Source organism: Saccharothrix mutabilis subsp. mutabilis (assembly GCF_039521145.1).
GTDB classification, from domain to species: Bacteria; Actinomycetota; Actinomycetes; order Mycobacteriales; family Pseudonocardiaceae; genus Actinosynnema; species Actinosynnema mutabilis.
Genome location: NZ_BAAABU010000002.1, coordinates 608450 through 633937, shown reverse-complemented (window position 1 = coordinate 633937; position 25488 = coordinate 608450). Strand labels below are relative to the sequence as shown.

Annotated in this window: 21 protein-coding genes; 12 read left to right on the top strand and 9 right to left on the bottom strand. The window is 72.6% G+C overall.

Annotation, left to right across the window (positions count from 1 at the left end; all coding sequences use genetic code 11):
• Positions 1–172: 172 nt before the first annotated feature.
• Complete coding sequence (locus ABD126_RS06800) at positions 173–598, top strand: nitroreductase family deazaflavin-dependent oxidoreductase (protein ID WP_343932766.1); 426 nt, start codon at positions 173–175, stop codon at positions 596–598.
• Here ABD126_RS06800 and ABD126_RS06795 read toward each other — a convergent pair.
• Complete coding sequence (locus ABD126_RS06795) at positions 595–1410, bottom strand: PhzF family phenazine biosynthesis protein (protein ID WP_343932765.1); 816 nt, start codon at positions 1408–1410, stop codon at positions 595–597. The genes ABD126_RS06800 and ABD126_RS06795 overlap by 4 nt on opposite strands.
• 74 nt (positions 1411–1484) lie before the next feature.
• On the opposite strand from ABD126_RS06795, the gene ABD126_RS06790 reads away from it, so the two are divergent.
• Positions 1485–2300, top strand: coding sequence for a LysR family transcriptional regulator (locus ABD126_RS06790; RefSeq protein WP_343932764.1), 816 nt, complete (start codon positions 1485–1487; stop codon positions 2298–2300).
• A gap of 70 nt (positions 2301–2370) precedes the next feature.
• On the opposite strand, the gene ABD126_RS06785 is transcribed toward ABD126_RS06790, so the two are convergent.
• The 3 genes from ABD126_RS06785 to ABD126_RS06775 form a co-directional block, all read right to left on the bottom strand.
• Positions 2371–3738, bottom strand: a complete 1368-nt coding sequence (locus ABD126_RS06785) for a GTPase domain-containing protein (protein ID WP_343932763.1) — start codon at positions 3736–3738, stop codon at positions 2371–2373.
• Positions 3735–5534 (bottom strand): dynamin family protein, encoded by a 1800-nt coding sequence (locus tag ABD126_RS06780; protein ID WP_343932762.1) that lies wholly within the window; start codon positions 5532–5534, stop codon positions 3735–3737. The genes ABD126_RS06785 and ABD126_RS06780 overlap by 4 nt, the downstream gene beginning before the upstream one ends.
• 107 nt (positions 5535–5641) lie before the next feature.
• Positions 5642–6574, bottom strand: coding sequence for an IniB N-terminal domain-containing protein (locus tag ABD126_RS06775; RefSeq protein WP_343932761.1), 933 nt, complete (start codon positions 6572–6574; stop codon positions 5642–5644).
• A 230-nt stretch (positions 6575–6804) separates the two neighbouring features.
• On the opposite strand from ABD126_RS06775, the gene ABD126_RS06770 reads away from it, so the two are divergent.
• Together ABD126_RS06770 and ABD126_RS06765 are read left to right on the top strand one after the other, a co-directional pair.
• Complete coding sequence (locus tag ABD126_RS06770) at positions 6805–8085, top strand: Hsp70 family protein (RefSeq protein ID WP_343932760.1); 1281 nt, start codon at positions 6805–6807, stop codon at positions 8083–8085.
• A gap of 8 nt (positions 8086–8093) precedes the next feature.
• Entirely contained in the window at positions 8094–10466 is a 2373-nt protein-coding gene (locus ABD126_RS06765) for a helix-turn-helix transcriptional regulator (RefSeq protein ID WP_343932759.1), read from the top strand.
• 90 nt (positions 10467–10556) lie between these two features.
• On the opposite strand, the gene ABD126_RS06760 is transcribed toward ABD126_RS06765, so the two are convergent.
• Positions 10557–11468, bottom strand: coding sequence for a VOC family protein (locus tag ABD126_RS06760; RefSeq protein WP_343932758.1), 912 nt, complete (start codon positions 11466–11468; stop codon positions 10557–10559).
• A gap of 368 nt (positions 11469–11836) precedes the next feature.
• Positions 11837–12346: an RNA polymerase sigma factor gene (locus ABD126_RS06755; RefSeq protein WP_343932757.1), complete on the bottom strand. Its 510-nt coding sequence runs from the start codon at positions 12344–12346 to the stop codon at positions 11837–11839.
• Positions 12347–12428: 82 nt separating this feature from the next.
• On the opposite strand from ABD126_RS06755, the gene ABD126_RS06750 reads away from it, so the two are divergent.
• Together ABD126_RS06750 and ABD126_RS06745 are read left to right on the top strand one after the other, a co-directional pair.
• Positions 12429–13016 (top strand): TetR/AcrR family transcriptional regulator, encoded by a 588-nt coding sequence (locus tag ABD126_RS06750; RefSeq protein ID WP_343932756.1) that lies wholly within the window; start codon positions 12429–12431, stop codon positions 13014–13016.
• Positions 13017–13119: 103 nt separating this feature from the next.
• Entirely contained in the window at positions 13120–14544 is a 1425-nt protein-coding gene (locus ABD126_RS06745; RefSeq protein ID WP_343932755.1) for a carboxylesterase/lipase family protein, read from the top strand.
• 56 nt (positions 14545–14600) lie between these two features.
• Here ABD126_RS06745 and ABD126_RS06740 read toward each other — a convergent pair whose 3' ends face one another.
• Complete coding sequence (locus ABD126_RS06740) at positions 14601–15092, bottom strand: DUF2165 domain-containing protein (RefSeq protein ID WP_343932754.1); 492 nt, start codon at positions 15090–15092, stop codon at positions 14601–14603.
• 243 nt (positions 15093–15335) lie between these two features.
• A complete protein-coding gene (locus ABD126_RS06735) occupies positions 15336–19376 on the bottom strand; it encodes an nSTAND1 domain-containing NTPase (RefSeq protein ID WP_343932753.1) in 4041 nt (1346 codons plus the stop codon).
• Between the two features lie 583 nt (positions 19377–19959).
• Here ABD126_RS06735 and ABD126_RS06730 point away from each other — a divergent pair.
• Both ABD126_RS06730 and ABD126_RS06725 read left to right on the top strand, forming a co-directional pair.
• On the top strand, positions 19960–21417 hold the full coding sequence (locus tag ABD126_RS06730) for an AlkA N-terminal domain-containing protein (RefSeq protein WP_343932963.1): 1458 nt from the start codon (positions 19960–19962) through the stop codon (positions 21415–21417).
• A 10-nt stretch (positions 21418–21427) separates the two neighbouring features.
• A complete protein-coding gene (locus ABD126_RS06725) occupies positions 21428–21919 on the top strand; it encodes a methylated-DNA--[protein]-cysteine S-methyltransferase (RefSeq protein WP_343932752.1) in 492 nt (163 codons plus the stop codon).
• On the opposite strand, the gene ABD126_RS06720 is transcribed toward ABD126_RS06725, so the two are convergent.
• Complete coding sequence (locus ABD126_RS06720) at positions 21868–22596, bottom strand: DUF2306 domain-containing protein (protein WP_343932751.1); 729 nt, start codon at positions 22594–22596, stop codon at positions 21868–21870. The genes ABD126_RS06725 and ABD126_RS06720 overlap by 52 nt on opposite strands.
• A gap of 129 nt (positions 22597–22725) precedes the next feature.
• Here ABD126_RS06720 and ABD126_RS06715 point away from each other — a divergent pair, with 129 nt between their 5' ends.
• Genes ABD126_RS06715 through ABD126_RS06700 form a run of 4 tightly spaced genes read left to right on the top strand, consistent with a single transcriptional unit; the run spans position 22726 to position 25449 of the window.
• Positions 22726–23313, top strand: coding sequence for an ArsR/SmtB family transcription factor (locus tag ABD126_RS06715; RefSeq protein ID WP_343932750.1), 588 nt, complete (start codon positions 22726–22728; stop codon positions 23311–23313).
• Entirely contained in the window at positions 23313–24020 is a 708-nt protein-coding gene (locus ABD126_RS06710) for an SRPBCC family protein (RefSeq protein WP_343932749.1), read from the top strand. Before ABD126_RS06715 ends, ABD126_RS06710 begins: the two co-directional genes overlap by 1 nt.
• Positions 24017–24643: a DUF998 domain-containing protein gene (locus tag ABD126_RS06705; protein WP_343932748.1), complete on the top strand. Its 627-nt coding sequence runs from the start codon at positions 24017–24019 to the stop codon at positions 24641–24643. Before ABD126_RS06710 ends, ABD126_RS06705 begins: the two co-directional genes overlap by 4 nt.
• A gap of 11 nt (positions 24644–24654) precedes the next feature.
• Positions 24655–25449, top strand: a complete 795-nt coding sequence (locus tag ABD126_RS06700; RefSeq protein ID WP_343932747.1) for an alpha/beta fold hydrolase — start codon at positions 24655–24657, stop codon at positions 25447–25449.
• Positions 25450–25488 lie beyond the last annotated feature (39 nt).

Genomic DNA, 25488 nt, shown 5'->3' with positions numbered 1-25488 from the left:
CGACGAGCGATCCGGACCCCGTTTACGCGGGCGGTTGGTCCGGGGGACGCCCGGGAGCCGGTGAGTGGCCGAGGGGGTGCGAGGCGGACGTCCCCACCCCGTTGCGGGCCGCCGGTCGTGACTGCGGAGTAGCGACCGGCGGCCTCGCCGCGTTCTGGGTAGCGTCCCGGGCATGGCAGTAGTGGACAGCCCCGTCGGCTGGGTGAACAAGCACATCCGCGAATACGTCGAATCCGGTGGCGAGAAGGGCCACGAGTGGCGGCCGGGGGTCTACACCCTCCTGCTGACCACGACCGGCCGGAAGTCCGGTCAGCCCCGGCGCACCGCCCTGATCTACCAGCCCTACGGCGACTCGTACGTGGTGGTCGCGTCCTACGGCGGCTCGCCGGACCACCCCGCCTGGTACAAGAACCTGGTCGCGGACCCGACCGTGCGGGTGCGCGTGGGCGACGAGGAGTTCACGGCGACGGCCCGCACGTCCACCGGGGACGAGCGGGCCGAGCTGTGGGCGCTGATGAACGAGGTGTGGCCGGACTACGAGTCCTACCAGCGCAAGACCGACCGCGAGATCCCGGTCGTGGTCCTGGACCGCGCCTAGATCCGCACGGCCGCGCCGGTGACCCGCACCCGCGCGTCGTCGGGCCGGACGTCCACGGTCAGCTCGCTGGGCCGGCCCATGTCCACGCCCTGGTGGATGGTGATCGTGCGCGGCGCGGTCACCATCCCCAGCGCGCGCAGGTAGCCGCCGAACGCGAGCGCCGCCGCGCCCGTGGCCGGGTCCTCCACGACCCCGCCGACCGGGAACGGGTCACGCGCGTCGAACACGTCGTCCTCGCGCTGGAAGACCAGTTGCGCGGTGAGGGCGTCGTTGGCGCGCAGGAGGTCGGCGAGGGCGTCGAAGTCGTAGTCGAGGTCCTTGAGCCGGGCGCGGGTCCCGGCCGCCAGCACCAGGTGGCGCCCGCCGGCGAACGCCCAGTGCGCCGGGTAGCGCGGGTCGAGGTCCTCCGGCGACCACCGCAGGGCCGCCAGCGCCTGGGCGACGTCTTCCTCCGGCGCCGGCGCGGAGGACGCCGGGACGCTGGTGAGGGTCGCGACGCCGTCGCCCGCCTCGATCTCCACCAGCCCGGCCGGGGTGTGGAACCGCAGCGTGCCGGTGGTGCCGAGCGCGACGGCCGTGGCGACCGTGGCGTGCCCGCAGAACGGGACCTCGACCAGCGGGCTGAAGTAGCGGACGTCGAACTCGCCCGCCTCGGCGCGCGGGACGGCGAAGGCGGTCTCCGAGTAGCCGACCTCGGCGGCGATGGCGAGCATCGCGTCGGCGGACAGCCCGGTAGCGTCGAGGACGACACCGGCGGGGTTCCCGCCGGCCGGGTCGGTGGTGAAGGCGCTGTAGCGGAGCACGTCGGTCATGCCACCAGAGTGCGGCACGGCAGCCATCGAATCCAACGATTCTCACCGATGAGGCCAATCGGTATTGTCGATACATGGACACCCGCCTCCTCCGCACCCTCCTGGTGCTGGCCCGCACCGGCAGCTTCACCGCCACCGCGGCGGAGCTGCACCTGGTGCAGTCCACGGTGACCAGCCAGGTGAAAGCGTTGGAACGGCACCTCGGAGCCCGCCTGTTCGACAGACTGCCGAGCGGCGCCCGCCTGACCGAAGCCGGCCGCAGGGCGGTGGAACACGCCCGCGAGGTCCTGGTGGCCGAACAACGCCTGCGCGACGCCGTCCGGGGGAGCAGCGAGGTCGAAGGCGATGTCCGAATCGGTGCCCCGGAATCCGTCTGCGCCTACCGCCTGCCTCAACGGATAGCCGACGTGGCGCTGCGCTGGCCGGGCATCACCGTCCACCTGACCCCGGTGGGCACCCGCGCCGCCATCGCCGGCGTCCGCACGGGAGCCCTGGACCTGGCTCTGGTCCTGGAGGAAGCGGTCACCGCGCCAGGCCTGAAGGTCAACGCCATCGGCGTGGAACCCATCGAACTGGTCGCCGCTCCCGGCGTCCCGGTGGACGAGCGCTACTTCCTGCTGGAGGAAGGCTGCTCCTACACGGACCGCTTCGTCCGCGACCTGGCCGCGACGCCGAACATCACCAGGTTCGGCAGCATCGAGGCCGTGCGCTCGTGCGTGATGGCGGGCCTGGGCTGGTCCGTCCTGCCGCGCGTGGCGGTGGCGGAACAACTGGACGCGGGAACCCTGCAACGAGTCCGAGAACTCCCGGACACCACCCTCTACCTGGTCACGGACCCCCGCCGAACCCCGTCAGCCGCCGTCCGCACCGTCGCCGACGCCCTCGCCTGACCGATTTCTGTCGTACCCCCCTGGAACAATGGACATCGGGGCCGGCGGCCGGCCCTAACCCCTCCCAAGCTCAGCCCAGCGCGGCCAACATGCCCTCGCAGCTGCGCACCACCACGCCCGCCGCCCGCCGCTGCCCGTTGTCCAGCGCGGGGCTCGCCGCCTGCTCCCGCCACCGCCCCAACGTGTCCAGCACGACGTGCCGCAGCTCCACCTCGCTCGGCTCGTACTCCATCCCCAGCCGCGCCACCGGCGACGTCCCCAGCCCGCCGACCAGCCGCGCCGCCTCGTCGTCCAACCCGGGCAGCTTCACCCGCCCGCCCTGCAACGCCGCCAGCAGCCGCAGCTCCCGGAAGTCGTGCGCCGACGCCAGGACCCGCTCCACCGCCACCGCCAACCCGGCCGCACCGGGCCGCGGCTCGTTGCGCAGCACCACGTCCAGCCCCAGCAACGCCGACCGCGCCTTCAGCACCTCCGCGCGCTCGCCGAAGTACAGCCCGATCGACTCCCGCAGCTCGCCCAACCCGCTGCGCTGCACCAGCTGCGCGGTCAGCTTCACCTGCGTGTCGAACCCCTGCCGGATCAACGTGGTCGTCAGCCGCACCCCGAAGATCCCGAACCGCTCCACCAGCCCGCGCCGCACCGCCGGGTCCAGCCGCACCGGGAAGTCCGCGCCCACGAACCGGTCCGCGGACAGCAGGTGGTCCTCCAACTCCGTGCGCGCCAACGACGCCAGCGCCGCCAGCGCCGCGAACTCCTCCGCCCGCAACGTCCGCGCCGCCACCGCCAGCAGCCCGGCCACCGCGACCACGTTCTGGCACAACGGCCGGACCTGCGCCTCCCGCCGGTACCGCCGCGCGATCTGCTTGGCCGACGACAGCGCGTCGATCCGCCCGCCGCCGATCTCGTCCGCCCGCGCCAGCACCAGCACCGTGTTCACCGGCGCCGACCGCGCCACCGGGTGGTCGTGCGCGGTCTGGAGGTAGCGCAGGTCCGTGCTGTGCATGTGCCTGGTCAGGAACAGCACCGCGTCGGCCTCGCCGTACACCTGCTCGACCGGCGCGTCACCGGGCGTGTCGATCAGCGTCAGGTCCCGCAGCGACCGCGACGGCCACTCCACGGTCACCCGGTCGACGTCGTGCACGTCGATGAACGCCCGCCCGTCCCGCCGCACCACGGGCACCTCGTGCGGCCCCACCGTCGCCCGCGCCTGCACGCCGTCGCGGTACCAGGTGAACGTCCCGGTGGGCACGAACTCCTCGCCGATCACCGCGTTGACCACGGTGGACTTGCCCGTCCGCGGCGCGCCCGCGACCGCCACCCGCACCGGCTCGCTGAACCGCGCCTGGTGCCCGCGCAGCCACGCGACCGCGCGCGGGCTGTCCCGGTACACCGCGAGCGCGTCCTCCAGCAGCGCCCACACCTCGTCGACGAGCGTCACGCGCTGATCCCCAACGGCGGCGTGTGCCCGCCCGCCAGCGCCTGCACCCGCTGGTAGAGCTGCACGAGCCGGTCCAGCTCGTGGCGCGCCTCGCGGACCCGGCGCTCGCGTTCGGTGGTGTCGTCCTGCACGGCCCGCCGCGCCCCGCGCGCCGACTCCAGCAGCGTCTCCTGCAACTCCTCGGCCAACGTGCTGAAGTGGTTGCGCAGGCTGCGCTGGATGTGCCGGGCCGCGTCCCGGAAGTCCTTGCTGAACTTGATGAAGAAGTCGTCCACGTGCCGCTGCGCCGCCACCTTCGCCGCGGCCTGCCGGCGCTTCAGCCGCTGGTCCGACTCGTCCAGGATGGACTTACCGCCGAACAACGCGCCCGCGCCCAACGAGATCGCGTTGATCAGCGGCATCCCGGCCAGGCTGGTGACCAGGCCGAACATCAGCACGCCGCCGTAGGAGCCGCGCAGGCCGGTGAACAGCTTCTGCGCGACGGTGAACCGCTCGATGGTCGGTTTGTCCATCTTGGACACCCGGTCGAGCACGTCGGCCGGGAAGATCGACTCGGGCAGCAGGTCGTCGCGCCGCACCGGGAAGCTGCGGGCGACCTTCTCCGCCACCCACTCGGCGCGGTCCATCAACCAGGTGAAGTTCTGCGTCGCGGCCTCGGTGAGGTTGTCCTCCAGCCACCGCTCGAACTGCTCCCAGCCCAGGGCCGGGTCGGCGGTCTCGAACGTCTTGTCCACCTCGCGCAGGATCCGCCGGGTCCGTTCGCGCAGGTCGTACTCGATGTCGGAGACCAGGTCGGCCATCTCGTCGGACAGCACGGTCTGCCAGCGCGCGGACCGGCGGCGCAGCTCGTCGATGCGGCGCTGCGCCTCGTTCAACGCCGCGATGGTGTGCTGGGTGCTCTTGGAACCGTCGTTGGTCAGCTCCTCGCGCACCGGCGCGACGAGCTGCTTGATCGCGCCCGCCGCGACGGCCGCGACGGACCGGCGGGCCAGCACGTCGGCGGCGGCGACGATGTCGCGCTGCACGCATTCCAGCAGCTCGGGGAACCCGGACTCGGCGTTGAGCGCCTTGTCGCCGGTCTTGGCGGCGCGCAGCCGCAGGGCCGCCGACACCGGGATCAGCTTGGCCGCCACGCCCGCGCGCGCCAGGTGGGTGCGGTTGCGCTCCAGCACGCGGCGCCACTGGGCGGCGATGTCGATCTTGGTGAGGACGACGGTGACGTTCGGGCAGGACGCCACGACCTGCCGCAGCAGCTCCAGTTCGGACGCGGTCAGCTCGGCTGTGGCGTCGGACACCATCAGCACGGCGTCGGCCTGGAGCAGCGCGGTGAACGTGCTCGCGGTGTGGGCGGGGCGCAGGTCGCCCACCCCGGGTGTGTCGATCAGCACAAGCCCCGACGTGAGCAGGGCGCGGGGGATGCCGACCTCGGCGCGCAGCAGTTCGCCGGTGTGCCCGGCGCTGACCTGGCTGGCGAGCTGGTCGATGGGCACCGGGATGCGTTCGGTGGGGGTGTTCGCGATCGTCCTGACCAGGGCCGCGTTGGGGGTTTCGGCGTGGTGGACGAACGTCGGCACGGTCGTGGTCACGTCGTCGCCGACCGCGCACACCGGGGCGTTGACCAGGGCGTTCACCAGTTGGCTCTTGCCCTGCTTGGGTTCGCCCAGGACGAGCACCCGCAGCTTCGGGTCGAGCTGGCGGGCGCGCTTCTCGCGGAGTCGTTCGGCCAGGTCCGGCCGGTTGTGGGCGGCGCAGGACCGGATCGTGTCGTCGAGCACGTCGAGCCAGGGTGCGGACATCACCCGGAAGAGTGTGCCGTGTTCACCCGGTGAGGTGAAAGAGAGGGCCGGCCCTGTCCACTGGACAGGGCCGGCCCCCTGGTGGTGGATCAGTCTTGATCAGCGACTCAGAACAGCGCGTCGCTGATGTCGCCGCCGCCGATCAGCGGGACGTCGTTCAGGCCGACACCCAGCAGCGGCGCGTTGACGGCGCCGACGTGGTTGACGGTGCTGGCCAGGCCGGCGGTGCCGATGACGCCGTCCGCGGTGTCCTCGACGGTGTCGACCACGCGCTCCGGCGACGCGTCGCCGTGGGCCAGGCCCGTCACGCCGTCGACGTTGAGGGCCTTGGTCAGGCCGCCGGCGTCGAGGTTGCCGAGGTTCGTGGTCACGTTGCCGGCGACCGTGCCGGCGAAGCCACCGAAGCTGTCGACGACGCCGTGCAGCGTGTCGACCGCGCCGAACGCGGGGCTGGTCAGGCCTTCCGCGGCCGGCAGCGCACCGGTGACTCCGCCGGCGGTGGCGAGGGCGCCGTCCAGGGAGCCGGTCGCCAGGTCGGTGACCCCACCCGCGGTGGCGAGCGTGCCGTCCAGGGTGCCGGTCACGTCACCCACCGCGGAGAAGTCGCCGGACAGCGACGCGTCGAGCGAGCCCGCCACGTCGCCCACCGGGCCCCAGCCGGAGATGCCGCCGAAGACCTCCAGGCCACTGGCGTCGGCGCTCAGCGCGCCCGCCGCCGCCAGGTTCACGTCGGACGAGCCGGACACGCCCGAGAGGGCCACCTGCTGGGCCACGGCCTGCAGCTGGCCGATGGCGCCCAGGGCGTCCGTCGCGTCCAGCGGCAGCTCGTTGAGCAGCGCGCCGTCGAGAGCGGGCAGGCTCCCGGCGGGCACGTAGTCGAGGACCAGCGGGAGGACCTCCTGCACGTCCAGAGCGCTGATGTCGCTCAGGCCCGCGGCGGCCAGGGCACCCTCGGCGTCGGCCTGGAAGTCGGCCAGCGCGGTCGGGTTGCTCAGCAGGTCGAGGACGAAGTCGTGCAGCGTGTTGGGGCTGGTGCCCATGATCGAATTCTCCTGGCTAGATAGGTCGCGGGGAGGCGTGGACCGGCAGGGGTGGGTCCCGCCATGCCGATCAAGGTATTGACCGGGGGATTCGAAGCCATCGGGGATTACTCCCAGTAGATGCCGCAACCACGATGGGGTGGTTCTCGTTCACTCCCTAGGGGATTAGGGGATGCGCTTGTGACCCGTTGGTAGCCCGTGTACGAACCGTCCAGCGCTACCCCGACCAGGTGAAAGAGGAGGCTGGTGAGTTGCCGTACGTCCTCGGGGTCGACGTGGGCACCACCCGCACCGCCGCCGCCCTGTGCCGCCTCGGTGGCGCCGGACGGGCCGAGCCGGAGGTCGTCGGCCTGGGCGGACCGGGCGGTGGCGTGGCGTCGTCCTTGCAGCTCACGGCGGACGGGACGTTCGCGGTGGGCGAGCCCGGCGACCCCCGGTGGACCGCCACCGGCTTCGCCGCGCGGGTCGGCGACGGCGTGCCGGTCGTCCTGGGCGACGAGCCGTTCACGGCCGAGGAGCTGACCGCGCTCATGGTCAGCTGGGTGGCCGGCCAGGTCGCCGCCCGGGAGGGCGAACGGGCGGAACGGATCGTGCTCAGTCACCCGGTCGGGTGGGGTGCGCACCACAAAGGGCTGATGCACCAGGCCCTGCGGGTCATGGGCCTGGACAACGCGACCCTGCTCGCGGAACCCCTCGCCGCGGCGGCCGGTCACTCGTTCGCGCGCGGCCCGGTCGGGGTGTTCAGCCTGGGCAGCCACGCGTTCAGCGCCGCCGTGGTCCGCCCGTTCGAGGTCGTGGCCTGGGCCGAGAGCCCCGACCAGGACGCCGGCGTGGACTTCGACGACCTCGTCTTCGGGCACGTCCGCACCGAGCTGGGCCGGGCGTTCACCGAGCTGGACCCGCAGGACCCGCGCACCCGCGGCCTCTACGGGCGGCTGCGGCGCGACTGCGAGGCGGCCAAGCGAGTGCTGTCCGGCACGTTCGAGACCGCCATCCCCGTGCACCTGCCGTCCGGACGAGTGGACGTGCCACTGAGCCGGGCGAAGTTCGACGAGCTGATCCGGTCGTCGGTCGAGCAGGCCGTGTCGGTGTTCGAACGAGTCGTCCGGGGCACGCCGCTGGAGGCCACCGTGCTGGTCGGCGGCAGCACCCGCATCCCCCTGATCTCGTCCCTGCTCCCCGGACGGGTGGTCTTCGAGGCCGCCCCCGAGACGACCGCCGTCAAGGGCGCCGCGCTCGCCGGGCGGCACATGCTGCTCGGACCCGACGACAACGAACCCATCGAGACGTCGGTGCTGGTCCGGGACGACGACCCGTTGCTGCGCTTCCCCGTGGGCGACATGGACGTCCCCGACACCGACTTCACGGCTCCGCCGCCGCGCCCGCCGATCGACATCACCCCGCTGGACCTGCCCGAACGGCGCTCCGTGAAGCGCGTCGTGCGGGGGCTCGCGGTGACCGGGGGACGACGCCGTTCCCGCGACGCACAAGACTCAGAGGACGGCCGTTGAGCCTGCGCATGACTACCGAACGACCGGTGTTGGACGCGGACGCCCGCAGCGTGCTGGACGGGATCGCCGCGGCGCCCGAGGCGGTGTTGCGGCTCGGCGTCCTCGCGCCCGGCGGGTACGGCAAGACCACCATGCTGCGGGAGATCGAGCGCGCCTACCGGGCCGCCGGCGTTGAAGCCACGATCGTGGACGACGCCCACCTGTTGGGTGACAACGAGCTGTTGTCCTTGCGTTCTATGGTGGAACAAGGGAACACACGGATCGTCGTCGCATACCGGCCGTGGCCCCGGTCGCGCGCTTTGGCGGCGTTGGCGGAGTCGTTGGGACGTGTGCGTGCGCCTTTGATGCCGTCAGCGTTCACCCGTGAGCAGGTGAAGGCGGTGCTGCCCGCGTCTAGCCGCGCCTTGGTGGACTTCGTGCACCACCAGACGGGCGGCGTCCCGCGCTTCGTGGCGCGGCTGGCCGGTCTGAACGCGCCGGAGATCACCGCCGAGGTGGTCGCGTCCTTCAGAGCCGACCTCGACTGGCTGGACGCGGACGTGCAGAAGTTCCTGCTCGCCGCCGAAGCCGGTGCCGCGCTGCGGTTGGACCTGCTCAGCGCGTTGCTGGGCAAGGACGTGGACGCGGTCGGCGAGGTGATCGAGGCCGGTCGCGCCACCGGGCTGCTCGCGCCGGACGGGACGTTGCTGCCGGTCGCCCGCGTGGCCGTGGCGGCGCTGAGCCGCACCGACCGGCGGATCGCCGTGCGGCAGAAGCTGGCCGAGCTGCAACTGCGGTCCGGCGGACCCGTGCTCGACCTGGTCAAACCCCTCCTGGGCACCGGGGTCGGCGGCCCGGCCGTGGAAGCGGCGTTCCAGGCGGCGGCCCGCGAGGCGCTGCCCACCGACCCGGCGCTGTCCGCGCGGCTGCTGGCGGCCGTCGGGACGCCGTCCGCCGAGGTGGCGGTCCGGCAGGCGGCGGCGTCGGCGATGTCCGGCGACCTGGACGCGGCGCTGCGGCTGGCCGACCGGGTGATTTCCGGCGGCGACCAGGAGCACCGGGGCGCGGCGGCCGAGGTGGCCGCGATCGCCTTGGCCCACCGGGGGCAGTTGGCGCGCAGCACCGAGTTGCACCGGTGGTCGCCCAGCGCCACGTCCACCGCGTTCGCCGTGGTCGGGCAGGTGGGCACGGGTCGGCTGCCGTCCGGGACGCTGCCGGTCGCGCCGCCGACGATGCTCGACGGTGGCGCTTCCCTGATGGCGCAGGGCGTTGTCGAGTCGGTCACCGGGAGTGCGACGGCGGCACTGTCCACTTTGGTGCGCGCGGCGGCGTTGCTGGAACCCGCTGGGCGGGCCGTGCTGCTGCCGGACACGCCCGCCGCGCTGGCCGCGTTGGTGGCGATGCAGAGCGGTGAGCTGTCGGTCGCGGAGTCCGTGCTGGAACGCGCGGTGGCGACGTCCCTCGGCGGTGTGCTGATGGACGTGCGGCACCGGTTGCTGCGGGCGTGGATCGCGATGGTGCAGGGGAACCTGGCGCAGGCCAGGGAGGCGTTGGTGCTCCTGCGCAAGGTCGGGCGCCCGTTGGAGCCGCGCGACTGGATCTTCGCCGTGGCGCTGGAGATCGGCGTGGCGCGGCGCAACAGCGACCTGGCGGCGTTGAAGCGGACGTGGGACCAGGCGTGCGAGGCCGTGCTGCGGCATCCGGTGGACCTCTACACGTTCCTGCCGCTCGGTGAGTTCGCCGCCGCGGCGGCCCGGCTGCGCGACCAGCACCGCTTGGCCCCGCACCTGACCGCGGCACGGACCTTGTTGCGGCAGCTGGGAGATCCGCCGCTGTGGGCCGTTCCGCTGCACTGGGCGGGGTTGCACGCGGCGATCATCGCGGAGGAGACGTCGGTGGCCGAGGAGCACGCCGCCGCGTTGGCGTCCTTCCGCGACCGGAGTCGTTACGGGGCTTTGGTCTCCGCCGCCGCCGAGAGCTGGCTGGACGTGCTGGCGGGCAAGGTGGACCCGGACCTGGTGGAGTCGGCCGCGCGCGGGTTGCACGCGGCGGGGCAGTGGTGGGACGCGGCGCGGTTGGCCGGTCAGGCGGCGATAAGGACGTCCGACCGGCAGGCGATGGTGCGGTTGCTCGACTGCGCGCGGCTGTTGCAGGGGCGGCCCGTCGGCGCGGCGCGCAAGCCCGCCGAGCCGGTGGCCGAGGCCGTGGACGCGGGCAAGCTCAGCGACCGGGAGCGCGAGGTCGCCGAGCTGGTGGTCGGCGGGTTGACCTACAAGCAGGTCGGGGACCGGCTGTTCATCTCGGCGAAGACCGTCGAACACCACATGGCCCGCATGCGCCAGCGGTTGGGCTGCACGAGCCGGGCGGAGCTGCTGGACCAGCTCCGCCAGATCCTCGGCTAGCCCGTTTCACTCGAAAGTGATCTTGCCATGTTCGAACACCTGTTCGAACATGGACTCATGACTCGATCACTGCCCTCACCGCCCGCTTCCTCACTGCTGCCAGAGCCAGAACTCGACGCCCTGGTCGTCGGTGCACTCGGCGGCCAGTCCGTAGGGCTGCGCCTCGGGTTCGCGCGTGGTGCCACCGTGCGCGCGCACCCGTTCCAGCGCGGCCTCCAAGTCGTCCACGGCGTACATGAGCTTCCACCCGGTCCAGCCCTGGCCGCCCCAGAGCCCCGACATCGGCAGCCCCGCGCCCTCGATCCCCCAGCCGCGCTCCACGCGTCCGGGCGGGAAGGTCCACCCGAGCACGGCGCCGTAGAACCGCTTGGCGGCTTCGTCGTCGGGCACCACCAATGTGTGGTAGCCAACGTGCCCGTGCGGCAGCCTCTCCCCACCGCTCGGCGTTCGGCCGCCCTGCGCGTCACCGCTCCGCCCTGCCCCGGTCCGGGCGGCCACCATCCACCGGTACCCGAAGGGGTCGAGGATGGTCCCGCTGTACCCGTGCCCGGTGTCGGCGGCCGGCCGCAACACCTCGGCGCCCCGTTCCCGAGCGCGCTCGACCACGCCGTCCACGTCCTCCACCTGCACCCGGTGCATCGGGCGCACCCCGGTGTCGGAGGGGGCGAGGTGGTGGTACTCGGGCGATTCGTCGGCCAGCATCAGCACCGAGCCGCCGATGGCGATCTCGGCGTGCCCGACGGACCCGTCCGGCATCACGATCGGTTCACCCCGCCGCTCCGCGCCGAACACGTCGACGTAGAACTCGATCGCGGCCCGGGAGTCCCGGAACGCGAGGTAGGGCGTCACTGTCGAGTACTCGGTCCGCGCCGCTTCGGTCGTGCTCATGTCCTCTCCCAACAGAACCATTCGTTCCAACCGCTCACGCAGGCGCTCCGCGAACCCGGCGTCCGGCTCAACGGGCCGCTGCGGCAGGTAGAGGGCGTCGAACGGATCACTCATCACAACCCCCGACCAGCCACCCGAACCCGACCCGAACACCCACCGACATCCCGCCCCGCAGGCCGGCCGCCGACTGTCCACGCCGCCCGCCAGCCGCCGCCCGCCGACGTTGCGGGCCGGCCGCCGAATCCGTGCGCTGCCGGCTCGCCGACTGCCGACGTTGCGGGCCGGCCGCCGGCTTCGCGCACCGCCGGCCACTCGCCGACTCCCCACACCGGCCACTCGCCGACTCCCCACGCCGGCCAACCACCGCTCGCCCACGCCGGCCAACCACCGTTCGCCCGGGCCGCCCGCCGGTCGCCGAGTTCCCGCACCGCCCGCCGACCGCCGCCGGCCACACCACACCCGACACCGCCCCGAACCGCAGCTCACTCATGGCGGCCTCCCGGGTAGGCCCGGCGGAACGCGGCCCGAGCGCGCACCAGCAGCGCCTCGGTCGCGTGGACGGTGCGCCCGATCAGCTCGGCCACCTCGGGCACGGGCAGGCCGTCGACATACCGGAGCGTCAACACGCACTGGTGCGTCTGGCTCAACCCGGCCAGGGTGTCGCGGGCCTGGATGGCGTCTATGTGCTCGTCCCACGGGTCCTCGACGTCCGGCTCGGTGTGCGCGAGGCGCAGTCCGCGCTCCTCGCGCTCCCGCCGCCGCCAGTGGTCGACCAGCTTGTGCCGGGCGATCCCGATGAGCCAAGCCGGGCTCACCGGGCCACCGCTGCGCGCCGACTGCACCGCCGCCAGGAACGTCTCCGACGTCAACTCCTCCGCCTGCGCCCTGCTGCCGCACCGCGCCAGCAGGTACCCGTACACCTGCGGCAGCGCTGCGTCGTAGACGTCCAGCAGCGCGAACGCCGGGTCCGGGCGGGCTTGCGGATCGCTCACACCCCCATCGTCGGTCGGGAGGCCGGAACTCCGACGGGGAGTGACGGGTGAAAATCTTGCTCGTCCGTGCTAACTTTTGCTCGTGCGAGCAAAGTCGGTGACGGAGCAGGCCAGGCGGGCGCAGATCGTCGGCGCGGCGATCGAGACGGTCGCCGAGCTGGGCTACGCGGCGACGTCGTTCAAGCAGATCGCGACGCGCGCCGGCCTGAGCAGCACCGGGTTGATCTCGTACCACTTCAAGGGCAAGCAGGAACTGGTCGACGAGGTCTACGCCGAGGTCCTGCGGCGGTACGCGGACTTCGTCATGGGCTTCCTGGACCGCTCGGACACGGTCGCCGGCGAACTGCGGGCGTTCCTCGTGGCGAACCTGCGGTTCATGCGGGCCCACCGGTCCCACACGGTCGCGTTGATGCAGGTCCGACCGCACGTCTCGGTACGGGGCCGGGACGAGGACCACCGGCGCATGGCCGACCTGCTGCGGGAGGGGCAGCGGTCCGGGGAGTTCCGGGAGTTCGACGCGGACACGATGGCGATCTTCGTCCTGGCCCTGCGCAACGGGGTGCTGGCCAGGGCGGCCGAGGACGAGGCGCTGGACCTCGACCTCTGCGAGCGCGAACTGCTCACGTTGGTGGAACGCGCGACCGCACGGGCGCACCAGCCGCCGGGCTGAGCTGCGCGAGACACGTTGGGCGAGACACGTTGGGGGAGACATGCGTCGGGGGACGTTGGCACTGACCGCGGTACTGCTGCTGACCGCATGCGGGGGGAGCACCATGCAACGACAGGACACAGCCACCACGGACACGGGTGACGTGCGCGGCGTGGTCAAGTCCGACCACGTCCTCTTCCAGGGCATCCCGTACGCCGCGCCGCCGAAGGGCGACCTCCGGTGGAGCGCGCCGGCCCCCGTCGCCCGGTGGGACGGCGTGCGCGACGCGACGAAGCCGGGCAACCCGTGCCCGCAGGTCGGGTCGTCCTACTCGGACACCAGGTCGACCGACGAGGACTGCCTTTTCCTCAACGTCGCCACACCCACCGGCGGTGCGGCGTCGAAGCCGGTCATGGTGTGGATCCACGGCGACGGTGCCGTGGGCGCGGGCCACCTCTACGACGGGTCGCGGCTGGCCGTGCGCGGCGACGTCGTCGTGGTGACGATCAACTACCGGATGGGCGTGTTCGGCGGCTTCGGGCTGCCCGGCCTGGCCGGCTCCGGCACCTTCGGCCTCCAGGACCAGCGGGCCGCGCTCGACTGGGTGCGGCGCAACGCGCGAGCGTTCGGCGGCGACCCGGAGAACGTCACGGTCTTCGGCGTGTCCTACGGCGCGACAGCGGTGGCGGCGCACCTGGTGTCGCCCGAGTCGCACGGACTGTTCGACAAGGCGATCATGCACAGCGGTTTCGCGCTGATGGACCTGCCTGCCGAGGCCTGGTACCCAGGTCTGGACGCCCTGCCGTGGCTGGGCTGGCGCGACCGACGCGAGGTGGAGGCCCTGGGTCAGGCCACCGCCGCCGAACTGGGTTGTGCCGACCTGGCCTGCCTGCGCGCACTGACAGCCGAGAAGCTCCTGGAACACCCGCATGTGATGAACATCTTCCAGCCGCTGGGCGTGGACGACCTGCCACCGGACCTCCTGGCCCAGGGCAAGTTCGCCCGCGTACCGGTCCTCTCCGGCTCCACCAAGAACGAGCACCGAGGCATCGTGGACCTCTTCCGCGGCGAGGTCTCCGCGGACGACTACAAAACCCTGCTGACCAAGTCCTTCGGTGATCACGCCCCAGCCGTCGAGGCCGAGTACCCGCTGTCCGCCTTCGCGACCCCGACCGAGGCGTGGTCCCAGGTCCTGACCGACCGCGTGTGGGCCAGGGCGACGTGGCGCCAACACCGCCTGCTGTCGGCCCACACCGCCACCTACGCCTTCGAGTTCGCCGACCCGACCGCGACCCCGCACGGCGCAACGCACCACTCGGACATCGACTACCTGTTCCCGAGCACGACACCGAACCCCCTGGCGGACAACATGATCCGCTACTGGACCACCTTCGCCCGCACCGGAGATCCCAACACCGAAGGCCTACCCACCTGGCCCGCGTTCGCCAACGGGAACCACGTCCAGTCCCTGGCCCCCGACAACACCGGCCCCACGGACTTCGCGACAGCCCACCGCCTCCCGTTCTGGGACGCGATCACCACCCGCTGACCGGCCGGCCGGTTCGGGGGTCGCCGCCATCCAGGCGGCGACCCCCGACGCACCACTCAGTCCTTTGTGGACGAGTGAAGCAGGATGAGCCCGACCGCCGCGACCACGAAGTTCTGGAACGCCGCCGTCAACCCGTTCCAGTCCTTCGACTGCCACATCAGGAACCACTCGCCACCGATGACGATGAACCCGCCGCCGAACAGCAACACCTGCATGACCCACCCCAGCGACGACAGCCGCCGAGCGACAACCGTCCGCCCGCGCAGCCAGGCCACGAACCCGGCCAACAGGACCACCGCCGTGACGGCCTCCCAGATGATGATCAGGACGTAGGCGATGGTGACCACGGTCTGGTTGGTGATCGCGCGGTACATCGTGTTCGGAGATTGGAAGGTCGTGTCCATCGCGAACACGTGCTCGACGAACGCGCGGTTGGTCCCGTAGTCGGTGACGTTCCCCAAGACCACGAGACCCATGTAAACACCGGTGATCGCAACAAGCACCGCGACCGCCGCCTGCGGGCTCCCCACCCGACCAAGTAGACGCATGCTTCGCAACTTAGTGACAACCACTGCGAAGTCCATGCCAATACTTGTCACAACCTACGGCCAACCACACACCCACACCAACGCCGCACCGCCGCTGCCGGACCACTACTTCCGCCGGCGTCTGCCCCAGGTGCCGGCTGCCGCTGCCCGGCGCGGGCCCCCGCCGCTGGCTGCCGCCGAGCGGGGTGCCGTCGTCCGCCGCTTCCGCCGGTCCGGTCAGGGGCAGGGGGCAGGGGCAGGGGGTCAGGGGCAGGGGGGTTGGTAGTCGAGTTGGGGCAGGTGTTTGCGCCACTGGTCTTCTGGGAGGACGCCCTTCGCCTTCGCGCAGATCCGGTTGATCGCGTCGTTCGGCTCCAAGTCCCACACGCGGACCGTGGTGTCGAGGCTCGTGGAGGCGATGAAGTTGCCCTGTGGTGAGAAGCGGACGTCGTGGAGGCCGGCGTCGTGGCCGGTCAGGGACTGGCCGATCGGGGTCGGGAGGAGCCGGTCCGTCACGTTCCACAGCTTGATGGTCCGGTCGTCGCCGCCGGCCGCCAGGGTCTTGCCGTCCGGGCTGAAGGTCACCGCCACCACCGCCTCCACGTGGCCCGTCAGGGGGTCGCCTAGCGGTTTGGCCTTGGCGGGGGTGGTCAGGTCCCAGAGGCGGATGGTCTTGTCGTCGCCGGCGGTCGCCAGGGTCTTGCCGTCGGGGCTCAGGGCGCCGGCGCGGATGGCGCCGGTGTGGCTGGTCATGGGTTGGCCCAGGGGCTGGGCGGCGCCGGGGTCGGAGACGTTCCACAGGCGGACGGTCTGGTCGGCGCTCACCGTCACCAGCGTTTTCCCGTCCGGGGTGAAGGCCGCCCAGTGGACGTAGCCGGTGTGGCCGACCAAGGGCTTGCCCGCCTGGCGGGGGTTCTTGGGGTCGCTCAGGTCCCAGAGCTGGACCGACTCGTCGTCCGATCCGGTGACCAGGACTTTTCCGTCCGGGCGGAAGGCCACGGGTGCCGTGTAGCGGGTGTTGAGGGTCATGGGGGCGGCCAGCGGGGTGATCGTGCGGGGGTCGGTCAGGTCCCACAGGCGGACGGCCTTGTCGCTGACGGACGCCAGGGTGGTGCCGTCGTCGCTCAGGGCCAGGCCCCACACCCCCGCCTCGTCGGGGGTGGTCGTGGACACGGCGCTGCGGGGGGCCTGCGGGTCGGTCAGGTCCCACACCCTGATGGTGCGGTCGCGGCTGCCGGTGACCATGCGCTTGCCGTCGGGGGTGAAGACCGGGCCCACCGTCCGGGACGCGTGGCCCACCAGCACGGTCCGGGGCAGGGACCACAGGCGGACGGCGCTGTCCTGGCTGCCCGTGGCGAGCGTGTAGCCGTCGGGGCTGAACGCGACCGCGTACACCGTGCCGTTCCGGCCGGTCAGGGGGTGGCCCACGGCCAACGGGTGGGCGGGGTCGGTGACGTTCCACAGGCGGGCGGTGCCGTCGGCCGACCCGGAAGCCAGGACGCGGCCGTCCCGGTGCCACGCCACGGACCAGACCGGGCCGGTGTGGTCGGCCACCGGGCGGCCCAGGGCGACCGGTGACGTCGGGGTGGTCACGTCCCAGAGGCGGATGGTCTTGTCGTCGCTGCCGGTGGCGAGGGTGCGGCCGTCGGGGGAGAACGCCAGCGAGCGGACGATGCCGTCGTAGCCGGTCAGCGGGGAGCCGACCGGGGTGGGGGCGTCGCGGTCGGAGACGTCCCAGAGCACCACCGTGCGGTCGTCGCCGCCGGCGGCCAGGAGCTTCCCGTCGGGGGAGAACGCCACCGAGCGGACCTGGCCGGTGTGGTGGCCCAGCGGCTCGCCCAGGCGTCGCGGCGCGGCCGGGTCGGTGACGTCCCACAGGCGGGCGGTGTGGTCTTCGTTGGCCGTGACCAGGGTGCGGCTGTCGGGGGAGAACGCGACCAGGTAGACCGTGCCGTTGTCGCCGTCCAGCGGCTGGCCCAGCGCACGCGGGCGGCTGGTGTCGGTGACGTCCCACAGCCGCACGGTGCCGTCGTCGCTGGCCGTGGCGAGGGTCTTGCCGTCGGGGCTGAACACCGCCGAGCTCACCCAGCTCTTGTGCGCGCGCAGCGGCGTCCCGAGGGGCTTCGGGTTGTCGCGGTCGCGCAGGTCCCACAGGCGGACCGTGTTGTCGTAGGACGCGGTGGCCAGGGTGTTGCCGTCGCGCGAGAACGACGTCAGGTACACCGCGCCCTGGTGCCCGGCGAGGTGCGTGGCCAGCGGCAACCCCTGGGTGGACAGGACGCGGGTGTAGACCTCGCGGTCCTCCGGCCGCATCCGGTGGGCGACCAGGTCCAACTGGGCCGACAGCGACGGGTCGGTCTCCAGCAGCCGGTCCGCCTCGGCCACGACCTGCCGGAACACGGCGTCGTCGCGCTGCCGCACGGCCAGCACGGCGGCGGTGATCGCGATGATCGCCAGCACGACGACCACCGACACCGCGCTGCGCCTGCCCCACAGGGCCCGCCTGCGGTACTGCGTCGACACGGCCAGGAAGTCCTGCGCGACCCCGGTCAGCCCACCGGGGCCGGCGGCGTCGGCCCAGTGCCGCGCGGTCTCCAGCCGGGCGCCCCGGTAGAGCAGGGACGCGTCGCGGTCCTGGTGCGCCCAGCTCGCGGCGTCCTCCTCCAGCCGCTGGCGCAGCAGCTGGCCCTCGCGGTCCTGGTCGATCCAGCTGCGCAGCCGGGGCCACGCCTGGAGCAGCGCTTCGTGGGTGATCTCGACCGAACCGGCGTCCAGGGTCACCAGGCGGGCCCGGGCCAGGACTTCCAGGGCCTCCTCGCCGGCGGCGCGGTTCGGGGCCTGTTCGACCAGCTCGTGCCGGGTGGACCGGCGTCGGGTGTCCTGCGTGTCCTCGCCGACCCGGACCAGGCGCAGCAGCAGCGGGCGGGCCGCCGCCTGCGCTTCCGGCGCGAGGTCGGCCCAGGCCCGTTCGGCGGTCGCCGCGACCGCGCCCTGAATGCCGCCCGCCGCCCGGTAGCCGGAGATCGTCAGCTTGCCCGCCGCGCGGCGCTGCCACGTCGCCAGCAGGGCGTGCGAGAGCAGCGGCAACGCGCCCGCGTCGTACGCGCCCTGCGACGCCCGCCCCGGCGCGCGCCCGCTGCGCACGCCCAGGTCGCGCAGCATCAGCTCGATCAGGCCCGGTTCGAGCTGGAGCCCGGCGGCCTTGGCCGGCCGGGACACCGCCTCGCGCAGCTCGGCGGAGGTCATCGGCCCCAGCACCATCTGCCGGTCCTGCAACGCGTCGGCCAGCTCCGGGTAGGCCAGGCAGCGGCCGTAGAAGTCGGCCCGCACGCCCAGCACGACCAGCGCGGGCGCGTCGCCGCCGGGGATCGCCGGCGTGCACGCCGCGTGCAGCGCCTGCACGAACAGCTGCACCAGCCCCTCGTCGGGGCACAGCGTGAAGGCCTCCTCGAACTGGTCCACCACGACGACCACCCGGTCACCGCCGTGGTTGGCCGCGTGGGCCGCGAACGCGTCCCGGATGCGCCCCGCGAACCGCAGCACCCCGATCATCGACTGGCCGACGAACGTCTCCGCCGGGTGCTCCGGCGGGTCCGCCGCCGCCGGGTCGAGGACCTCGGCGAGTTCCGGGACGTGCCCGACGAGTTCTTTCACCGGGTCCGCGCCGGGCGTCAGCACGATCGACGGCCATTTCTCCGAACCGGGCACCGCCAATGCGCCGTCACGAATGGACGGGATCACGCCCGCGCGCACCAACGACGATTTGCCGGCGCCCGAGGCGCCGACCAACATGACAATTCCCCCGGTGTCCACCGCGGCGCCCAATCGGGACACCAGTGCGGCGGTGCTGCGTTCCCGGCCGAAAAACCACGAAGAATCCTCGGGTTGAAATGCGGCGAGGCCGCGGTAAGGGCACACGCCGATTTCGTCGGAACTCGGCGGGTCCTCGTCCTCGGGCGACGCGGCGGGGCTCGCCAGCGCCTCCTCCCACAGCGCGCGCCACGCCTCCAGGTCGTACAGGCCGGGCACGGTCGGCTTGGGCCGGGCCTTGCGCGCCTCGCCGATGAGCACTTCGAGCACTACCGAGAGTGCCGGGAACCGGGCGGGCACGTTGCGCCCGCGCCGCCAGTCGCTGACCCGCTGCGCGGTGGCCCGGACCGGGCGGCCCCGGTCGTCGGTGCGCCGGGCGCGGCCGACCGACTCGGTCACCCGCTTCAGGGGTGGGTCGCCGGCCGCGGCGTAGAGCAGCGCGAACCGCTCCGCGAAAACGGCACGGGGACCCGCCCCCTGACCAGAACCAGCCATCCGCGGCGGACCTCCTCGTCGGGTTGCGCGAGTTCCGGACCGGAAAACCGGCTGAGAGCGCGTGAACAGGTCGTTTGTGGACCGGTGCGACACCGGGCAGTCCACCCTAACGACTTGCGCTGCCAAGCTGCGCGTGACGTTGTCGCTGACGTCGCCAGGTTGTGCGAAGGGACCGGTCGAAGTGGTTTCGCAGGCAACTAACGCGAGTGGCAGAACGTTCGCCGCTGAGGAGTCCTGGGGGTCTTCTCAGCGGGGCGCACAGAACCGGCCCGGCCGGTGGAACGGCGCGGCGACCTGCCATGCCGACCGGGACTGAGCCGCGGACGACCGGCCCCGCGCCGGTCACCGACCGTGACGACCGGGGTTGCCCCGGGGAGTCGAGGGTGTGCCCGATCCTCCGGACCGTGCTCGACGCGCACGACCGGGAGCGGGCCGAGGTGAACCTGGTCGCACTGGCCAGGCTCGCGGCTCCCCTGCACGCCTGAGGCCGGCGGTCGCACAACGGCGTGCGGCGCGGCCGGGCGTTGTCTTCATGTCGCTTTTCCGCCAGCCAACGGCGTGGCGTTGACCGATGCTGGATGCCGTGCACCAAGACGCCGAACGTTGTGTTCGAGCCGTGCAGTCCAAGGACGCGCGGTTCGACGGGTGGTTCTTCACCGCGGTGCTCACCACGCGGATCTATTGCCGGCCGAGTTGTCCGGTGGCGCCGCCGAAGGTCGAGAACATGCGGTTCTACCCGAGTGCGGCGGCGGCCCAACAAGCGGGATTCCGCGCGTGCAAGAGGTGCCGCCCGGACGCGAGTCCGGGATCGCCGCTGTGGAACCACCGCGCGGACTCGGTCGCCAAGGCCATGCGCCTGATCGCCGACGGCGTCGTGGACCGCGAGGGCGTCCCCGGGCTGGCCGCGCGGCTCGGGTACAGCGTCCGGCAGGTGGAGCGGCAGCTGCTCGCCGAACTCGGCGCGGGACCGCTCGCGCTGGCCCGGGCGCAGCGCGCGCAGACCGCCCGCCTGCTGATCGAGACGACCGGGCTGCCGATGGCGGACGTGGCGCTGGCCGCCGGGTTCGCCAGCGTCCGGGCGTTCAACGAGACCGTGCGCGCGGTGTTCGCGATGTCCCCCACCGACCTGCGGATGCGGCGGTCCGCGCCGTCCGCCGCGCCCGGGGCGCTGTCGCTGCGGCTGCCCTTCCGCGCGCCGCTGTGCCCGGACAACCTGTTCGGGCACCTGGCCGCCACCGCCGTGCCGGGGGTGGAGGAGTGGCGCGACGGCGCGTACCGGCGGACCATGCGCACCCCGCACGGGCACGCGGTGGTGTCGCTGCGGCCCGAACCGGACCACGTGGCGTGCCAGTTGGCGCTGACCGACCTGCGGGACCTGTCGCTCGCGATCGCCCGGTGCCGCCGCATGCTGGACCTGGACGCCGACCCGGTCGCCGTCGACGAGCTGCTGGGCAGCGACCCGGTGCTGCAACCGCTGGTCGCCAAGGACCCGGGCCGGCGGGTGCCGGGGACCGTGGACGCCGCCGAGTTCGCGGTGCGCGCCGTGCTGGGCCAACAGGTGTCCACCGCCGCCGCCCGCACGCACGCCGCGCGGGTCGTGGCCGCCGCGGGCACCCCGGTCGAGGACCACGGCCTGACCCACCTGTTCCCGACGCCCGAGCAGCTCGCCGAGCTGGACCCGGCCGTGCTGGCCATGCCGCGGGCGCGCAAGACCGCGTTCGCCGCGCTGGTGCGGGCGCTGGCGTCCGGCGCGCTGGACCTGGGCGTCGGCGCGGACTGGGCGAAGGCGCGCGCGGACCTGCTGGCCCTGCCGGGGTTCGGCCCCTGGACCGTCGAGGTCATCGCGATGCGGGCGCTGGGCGACCCGGACGCGTTCATCCCGGGCGACCTGGGCGTGCGGCTGGCCGCGCGGCACCTCGGGCTGCCCGACACCCCCGGCGCGCTGGTCGAGCGCGCACGAGCGTGGCGCCCCTGGCGGGCCTACGCCGTCCAACACCTCTGGGCGACCGGTGACCACGAGGTCAACCGGCTGCCCGCGTGAAAGGACCCCCATGACCCACACCACGGTCGACAGCCCCGTCGGCCCGTTGACGCTCGTGGCCACGGACGGCGTGCTGTCCGGGCTCTACATGACCGACCAGCGGTACCGGCCCGACGACGAGTCGTTCGGGCCGGTGGACGCCGCGCCGTTCGCGGACGTGGTCGCGCAGCTGGAGGAGTACTTCGCGGGCACGCGCACGACGTTCGAGCTGGAGCTGGACCTGTTGGGGACGCCGTTCCAGCGGACCGTGTGGCGGGCGCTGTGCTCGATCCCGTACGGGGAGACGGTGTCCTACGGCGAGCTGGCCGCCGCGGTGGGGCGGCCGACGGCGGCGCGGGCCGTCGGCATGGCCAACGGCCGCAACCCGGTCGGGATCATCGTGCCGTGCCACCGGGTGGTCGGGTCGACCGGCGACCTGACCGGGTACGGCGGCGGCATCGACCGCAAGCGTCAGCTGCTGGCGTTCGAGACCGCGACCCTGGCCTCCTCCACCGGCCGCTGAACGCGGCGCTGCTTGCGCGTGACGTCGCGCTCCAGCCACCACTCGACGAACAGGAAGGGCAGCACCCAGCCCATCCACGCGGAGATGGCGGAGGTCGCCTGCATCAGGGCGACCTCGCTGCCGCCGAACGCCGTGTCCTTGAACGACGGCAGGATGATGATCATCGCGACGGCCCACAGCCGGTTGGTGATGATGGAGAACGTCAGCGTGGCGCTGCGCAGCATCCACCGCCGGTGCTCGACGTAGCGCTTCTGGCGGGCCCGGCGGTGGGCGGTGACGGTGAAGCCGAGCCACAGCGTGCCCATGAGGACGTTGCCCAGCGCGTTGACCGGCCCGAACGGGCTCACCGCGCCGATCACCACCGCCAGCGCCCCGCCGGGCAGGACGCCCGCGAAGACGTAGGCCCGGCCGGCGTACCGGTGCCACTTCGGGTGGCGCTGCCGGAACCACGGCCAGATTTGCAGGACGGCGGTCAGGATCGCGACGGTCGCGAGGACCACGTGCCCGACGAGGGCCGGGTAGTACCAGTCGTAGCCCGGGTCGGGCACGCGCGACCGGGCGCGGTCGCCGCTGAGGTAGGGCGGCAGCGAGAACGCGACGAACAGCAGGACCAGGAACCCGAGCGGCACCACCCACGGCCGCCGCCACCACGTCTTCTTCCCCTGTGTGTGCACCATGCGCCCGACTCTGGCGGCGGAGGCTGACGGGCCGCGCACCGAACGCTGACGAGCGGCGGGCGACCCGCGTCAGCCACCGACAACTTCAGTTGTCTTGACAACACAGCTTGTCGGTGCGAAGGTTCTCCCATGCTTGAAGTGGCGGTGATCGAGGACCCGGCTACGGCCGAGGTGACGTTGGACCCGGTGCGGGTGCGACTGCTGGCCGAGCTGGTCGAACCCGGCTCGGCGACCACGCTGGCGGCCAAGGTGGGGCTGCCCCGGCAGAAGGTCAACTACCACCTGCGCACGCTCGAACAGCACGGCCTGGTCGAGCTGGCCGAGGAGCGCCGCAAGGGCAACATGACCGAGCGGGTCATGCGCGCGACCGCCGCCTCCTACGTGATCTCCCCCGTCGCGCTCGCCGCCGTGCAGCCCGACCCCGAGCGGTCGCCGGACCGGTTGTCCGCGCGGTGGCTGCTGGCGGTCGCGGCGCGGCTGGTGAAGGACGTCGGGAACCTCCTGACCGGCGCCTCCCAGGCCGGCAAGAAGGTCGCCACGTTCGCCATCGACGGCGAGGTCCGGTTCGCCTCCGCGCGGGACCGCGCGGCCTTCGCCGAAGAGCTCGCGACCGCCGTCGCCGGCCTGGTCGCCAAGTACCACGACGAGACGGCCGAGGGCGGGCGCCCGCACCGCGTCGTCGTCGCCGTCCACCCCAGCGTCCCCAAGGAGTCCTGATGGGCCACGCGTTCGAAGAGGTCAACGAGGTCGAGCTGGCCGGTGTCACGCCGGACCAGGTGTGGGACGCCATCGCGACCGGCCCGGGCATCGACTCGTGGTTCATGGGCCGCAACGAGGTCGAGCCGGGCGCGACGATCCGCGGCGCGTTCGGCGGCTACGAGCCGGCGCACCCGATCACCGGCTGGGAGCCCGGCAAGCACCTCGCCTACGGCGGCGAACCCGCGCCCGACGGCCGCAAGCTCGCCTACGAGTTCCTGATCGAGGGCCGCGACCACGGCAGCACCGTGCTGCGCATGGTGGTCAGCGGCTTCCTGCCCGGCGACGACTGGCACGACGAGTTCGAGGCGATGACCGCCGGTGGCGCGATGTTCTGGCGCACGCTGGTCGAGTACCTCGCGCACTTCGCGGGCCGGACCGCCAAGCCGGTCACCGTGTGGGGCCCCGAGGTCCGCGACTGGCCGGCGCTGTGGACCCGTCTGCACACCAAGCTCGGCGGCGCGCGCCCCGGCGACGAGGTGGACGTGGACGGCACGCGGGGCGTCGTCTACTTCGCCAACGCCCAGACCATCGGCATCCGCACCCCGGACGCGATCTACCGCTTCTTCCAGGGCATCACCGGCCACCTGATCGCCATGCACCACGTCTTCGCCGACGACCACCGCGACGAGCGCACGTGGTCCGCCTGGATGGGAACCCTGTCATGACCACGCTCACCAAGACCCACGACACCACGAAGCTGCTGCTCGGCTGCGGCGCGATCGCCGGACCGCTCTACCTGGTCACGGGTTTCGCGCAGGCCTTCACCCGGGAGGGCTTCGACCTGACCAGGCACCCCATGAGCTTCCTGTCGCTGGGCGAGGGCGGCTGGGTGCAGATCGCCAACTTCGTCCTCAGTGGACTGTTGTTCCTCGCTTCCGCCTTCGGGGTCCGGAAAGCGCTCAAGGGGCAGCGCGCCGGCACGTGGGGTCCGATCCTGCTGGGGATCTTCGCGCTGGGCATGATCGGCGGCGGCGTGTTCGTGGCCGACCCGGCGTTCGGGTACCCGGCCGGTGCGCCCGCCGGTCAGCCGGAAACGTTGTCCTGGCACGGGGTCCTGCACGGCGTGGCGTTCTTCGCGGCCTTCCCGGCGCTGATCGCGTCGTGCTTCGTCTTCGCCCGCCGCTTCACCGGGCCCTGGTCGTGGCTGTGCGTCGCGGCCGGTGTGGTGTCGATCGCGCCCATGGCGTTCATGGGCACCGAATACGCGACCGTCATCCTGTACGTGGTCGCCGTCGTCAGCTGGTTGTGGGTGTCCGCGGTCGCCCTCAAGCTCCGCGCAGAGATCTGAAGGTGGAGGACATGGGATACGTCACGTCTCAGGACGGCACTCGCATCGCCTACAGCACAACGGGTTCCGGCCCGGCGCTGATCATCGTGGACGGCGCGCTGTGCCACCGCGCGTTCGGCCCGGCCGCCCAGCTCGCCCAGGCCCTGGCGCCGCACTTCACCGTCTACACCTACGACCGCCGCGGGCGCGGCGAGAGCGGGAACACCGCGCCCTACGACGTGGCCCGCGAGGTCGAGGACATCGCGGCGCTGGTCGAACGGGCCGGCGGGAAGGCGCACCTGTTCGGCATGTCGTCCGGCGGCGCGCTGGTCGCCGAGGCCGTGCACCGGGGTGTTCCCGTCGCGCGGTACGCGATCTACGAGTCCCCGATGGTGGTGGACGGCACGCACGCCCCGATGCCCGCCGACCTGCCGGACCGGGTGCGGCGCGCGGTGGCGGAGGACCGGCGGTCCGACGCGGTGAAGATGTTCATGGACTACGTGGGCACGCCGAAGGTCGTCACGACGATCATGCGCGTCACGCCGCCGTGGAAGAAGCTCAAGGCCGTCGCCCACACCCTGCCGCACGACTTCGCGCTGGTGGGCGAACTCCAGCGCGGCCAGAAGCCGCCGGCCGACCGGTGGTCCGGCGCGCGGGCCCCCGGCCTGGTCATCGCGGGCGGCAAGAGCCCCGAGTACATGCGCAACTCCCAGGCCGTGCTCGCCGAGACCCTGCCGTCCGCCGAGCTGACCGTGCTCCCCGGGCAGACCCACATGGTCAAGGCGAAGGTCACCGCGCCCGTGCTGGTCGATTTCTTCGGCCGCTGAAGGCAAAAGGAAGCGCCGTGCCGCACACAGCGACACGGC

Excerpts from the sequence above, each read along its gene's own strand:
- ABD126_RS06800 (WP_343932766.1), top strand. The coding sequence starts at position 173 with ATGGCAGTAGTGGACAGCCCCGTCGGCTGGGTGAACAAGCACATCCGC.
- ABD126_RS06795 (WP_343932765.1), bottom strand. The coding sequence starts at position 1,410 with ATGACCGACGTGCTCCGCTACAGCGCCTTCACCACCGACCCGGCCGGC.
- ABD126_RS06790 (WP_343932764.1), top strand. The coding sequence starts at position 1,485 with ATGGACACCCGCCTCCTCCGCACCCTCCTGGTGCTGGCCCGCACCGGC.
- ABD126_RS06780 (WP_343932762.1), bottom strand. The coding sequence starts at position 5,534 with ATGTCCGCACCCTGGCTCGACGTGCTCGACGACACGATCCGGTCCTGC.
- ABD126_RS06775 (WP_343932761.1), bottom strand. The coding sequence starts at position 6,574 with ATGGGCACCAGCCCCAACACGCTGCACGACTTCGTCCTCGACCTGCTG.
- ABD126_RS06765 (WP_343932759.1), top strand. The coding sequence starts at position 8,094 with ATGACTACCGAACGACCGGTGTTGGACGCGGACGCCCGCAGCGTGCTG.
- ABD126_RS06760 (WP_343932758.1), bottom strand. The coding sequence starts at position 11,468 with ATGAGTGATCCGTTCGACGCCCTCTACCTGCCGCAGCGGCCCGTTGAG.
- ABD126_RS06745 (WP_343932755.1), top strand. The coding sequence starts at position 13,120 with ATGCAACGACAGGACACAGCCACCACGGACACGGGTGACGTGCGCGGC.
- ABD126_RS06740 (WP_343932754.1), bottom strand. The coding sequence starts at position 15,092 with ATGCGTCTACTTGGTCGGGTGGGGAGCCCGCAGGCGGCGGTCGCGGTG.
- ABD126_RS06735 (WP_343932753.1), bottom strand. The coding sequence starts at position 19,376 with ATGGCTGGTTCTGGTCAGGGGGCGGGTCCCCGTGCCGTTTTCGCGGAG.
- ABD126_RS06725 (WP_343932752.1), top strand. The coding sequence starts at position 21,428 with ATGACCCACACCACGGTCGACAGCCCCGTCGGCCCGTTGACGCTCGTG.
- ABD126_RS06720 (WP_343932751.1), bottom strand. The coding sequence starts at position 22,596 with ATGGTGCACACACAGGGGAAGAAGACGTGGTGGCGGCGGCCGTGGGTG.
- ABD126_RS06715 (WP_343932750.1), top strand. The coding sequence starts at position 22,726 with ATGCTTGAAGTGGCGGTGATCGAGGACCCGGCTACGGCCGAGGTGACG.
- ABD126_RS06710 (WP_343932749.1), top strand. The coding sequence starts at position 23,313 with ATGGGCCACGCGTTCGAAGAGGTCAACGAGGTCGAGCTGGCCGGTGTC.
- ABD126_RS06705 (WP_343932748.1), top strand. The coding sequence starts at position 24,017 with ATGACCACGCTCACCAAGACCCACGACACCACGAAGCTGCTGCTCGGC.
- ABD126_RS06700 (WP_343932747.1), top strand. The coding sequence starts at position 24,655 with ATGGGATACGTCACGTCTCAGGACGGCACTCGCATCGCCTACAGCACA.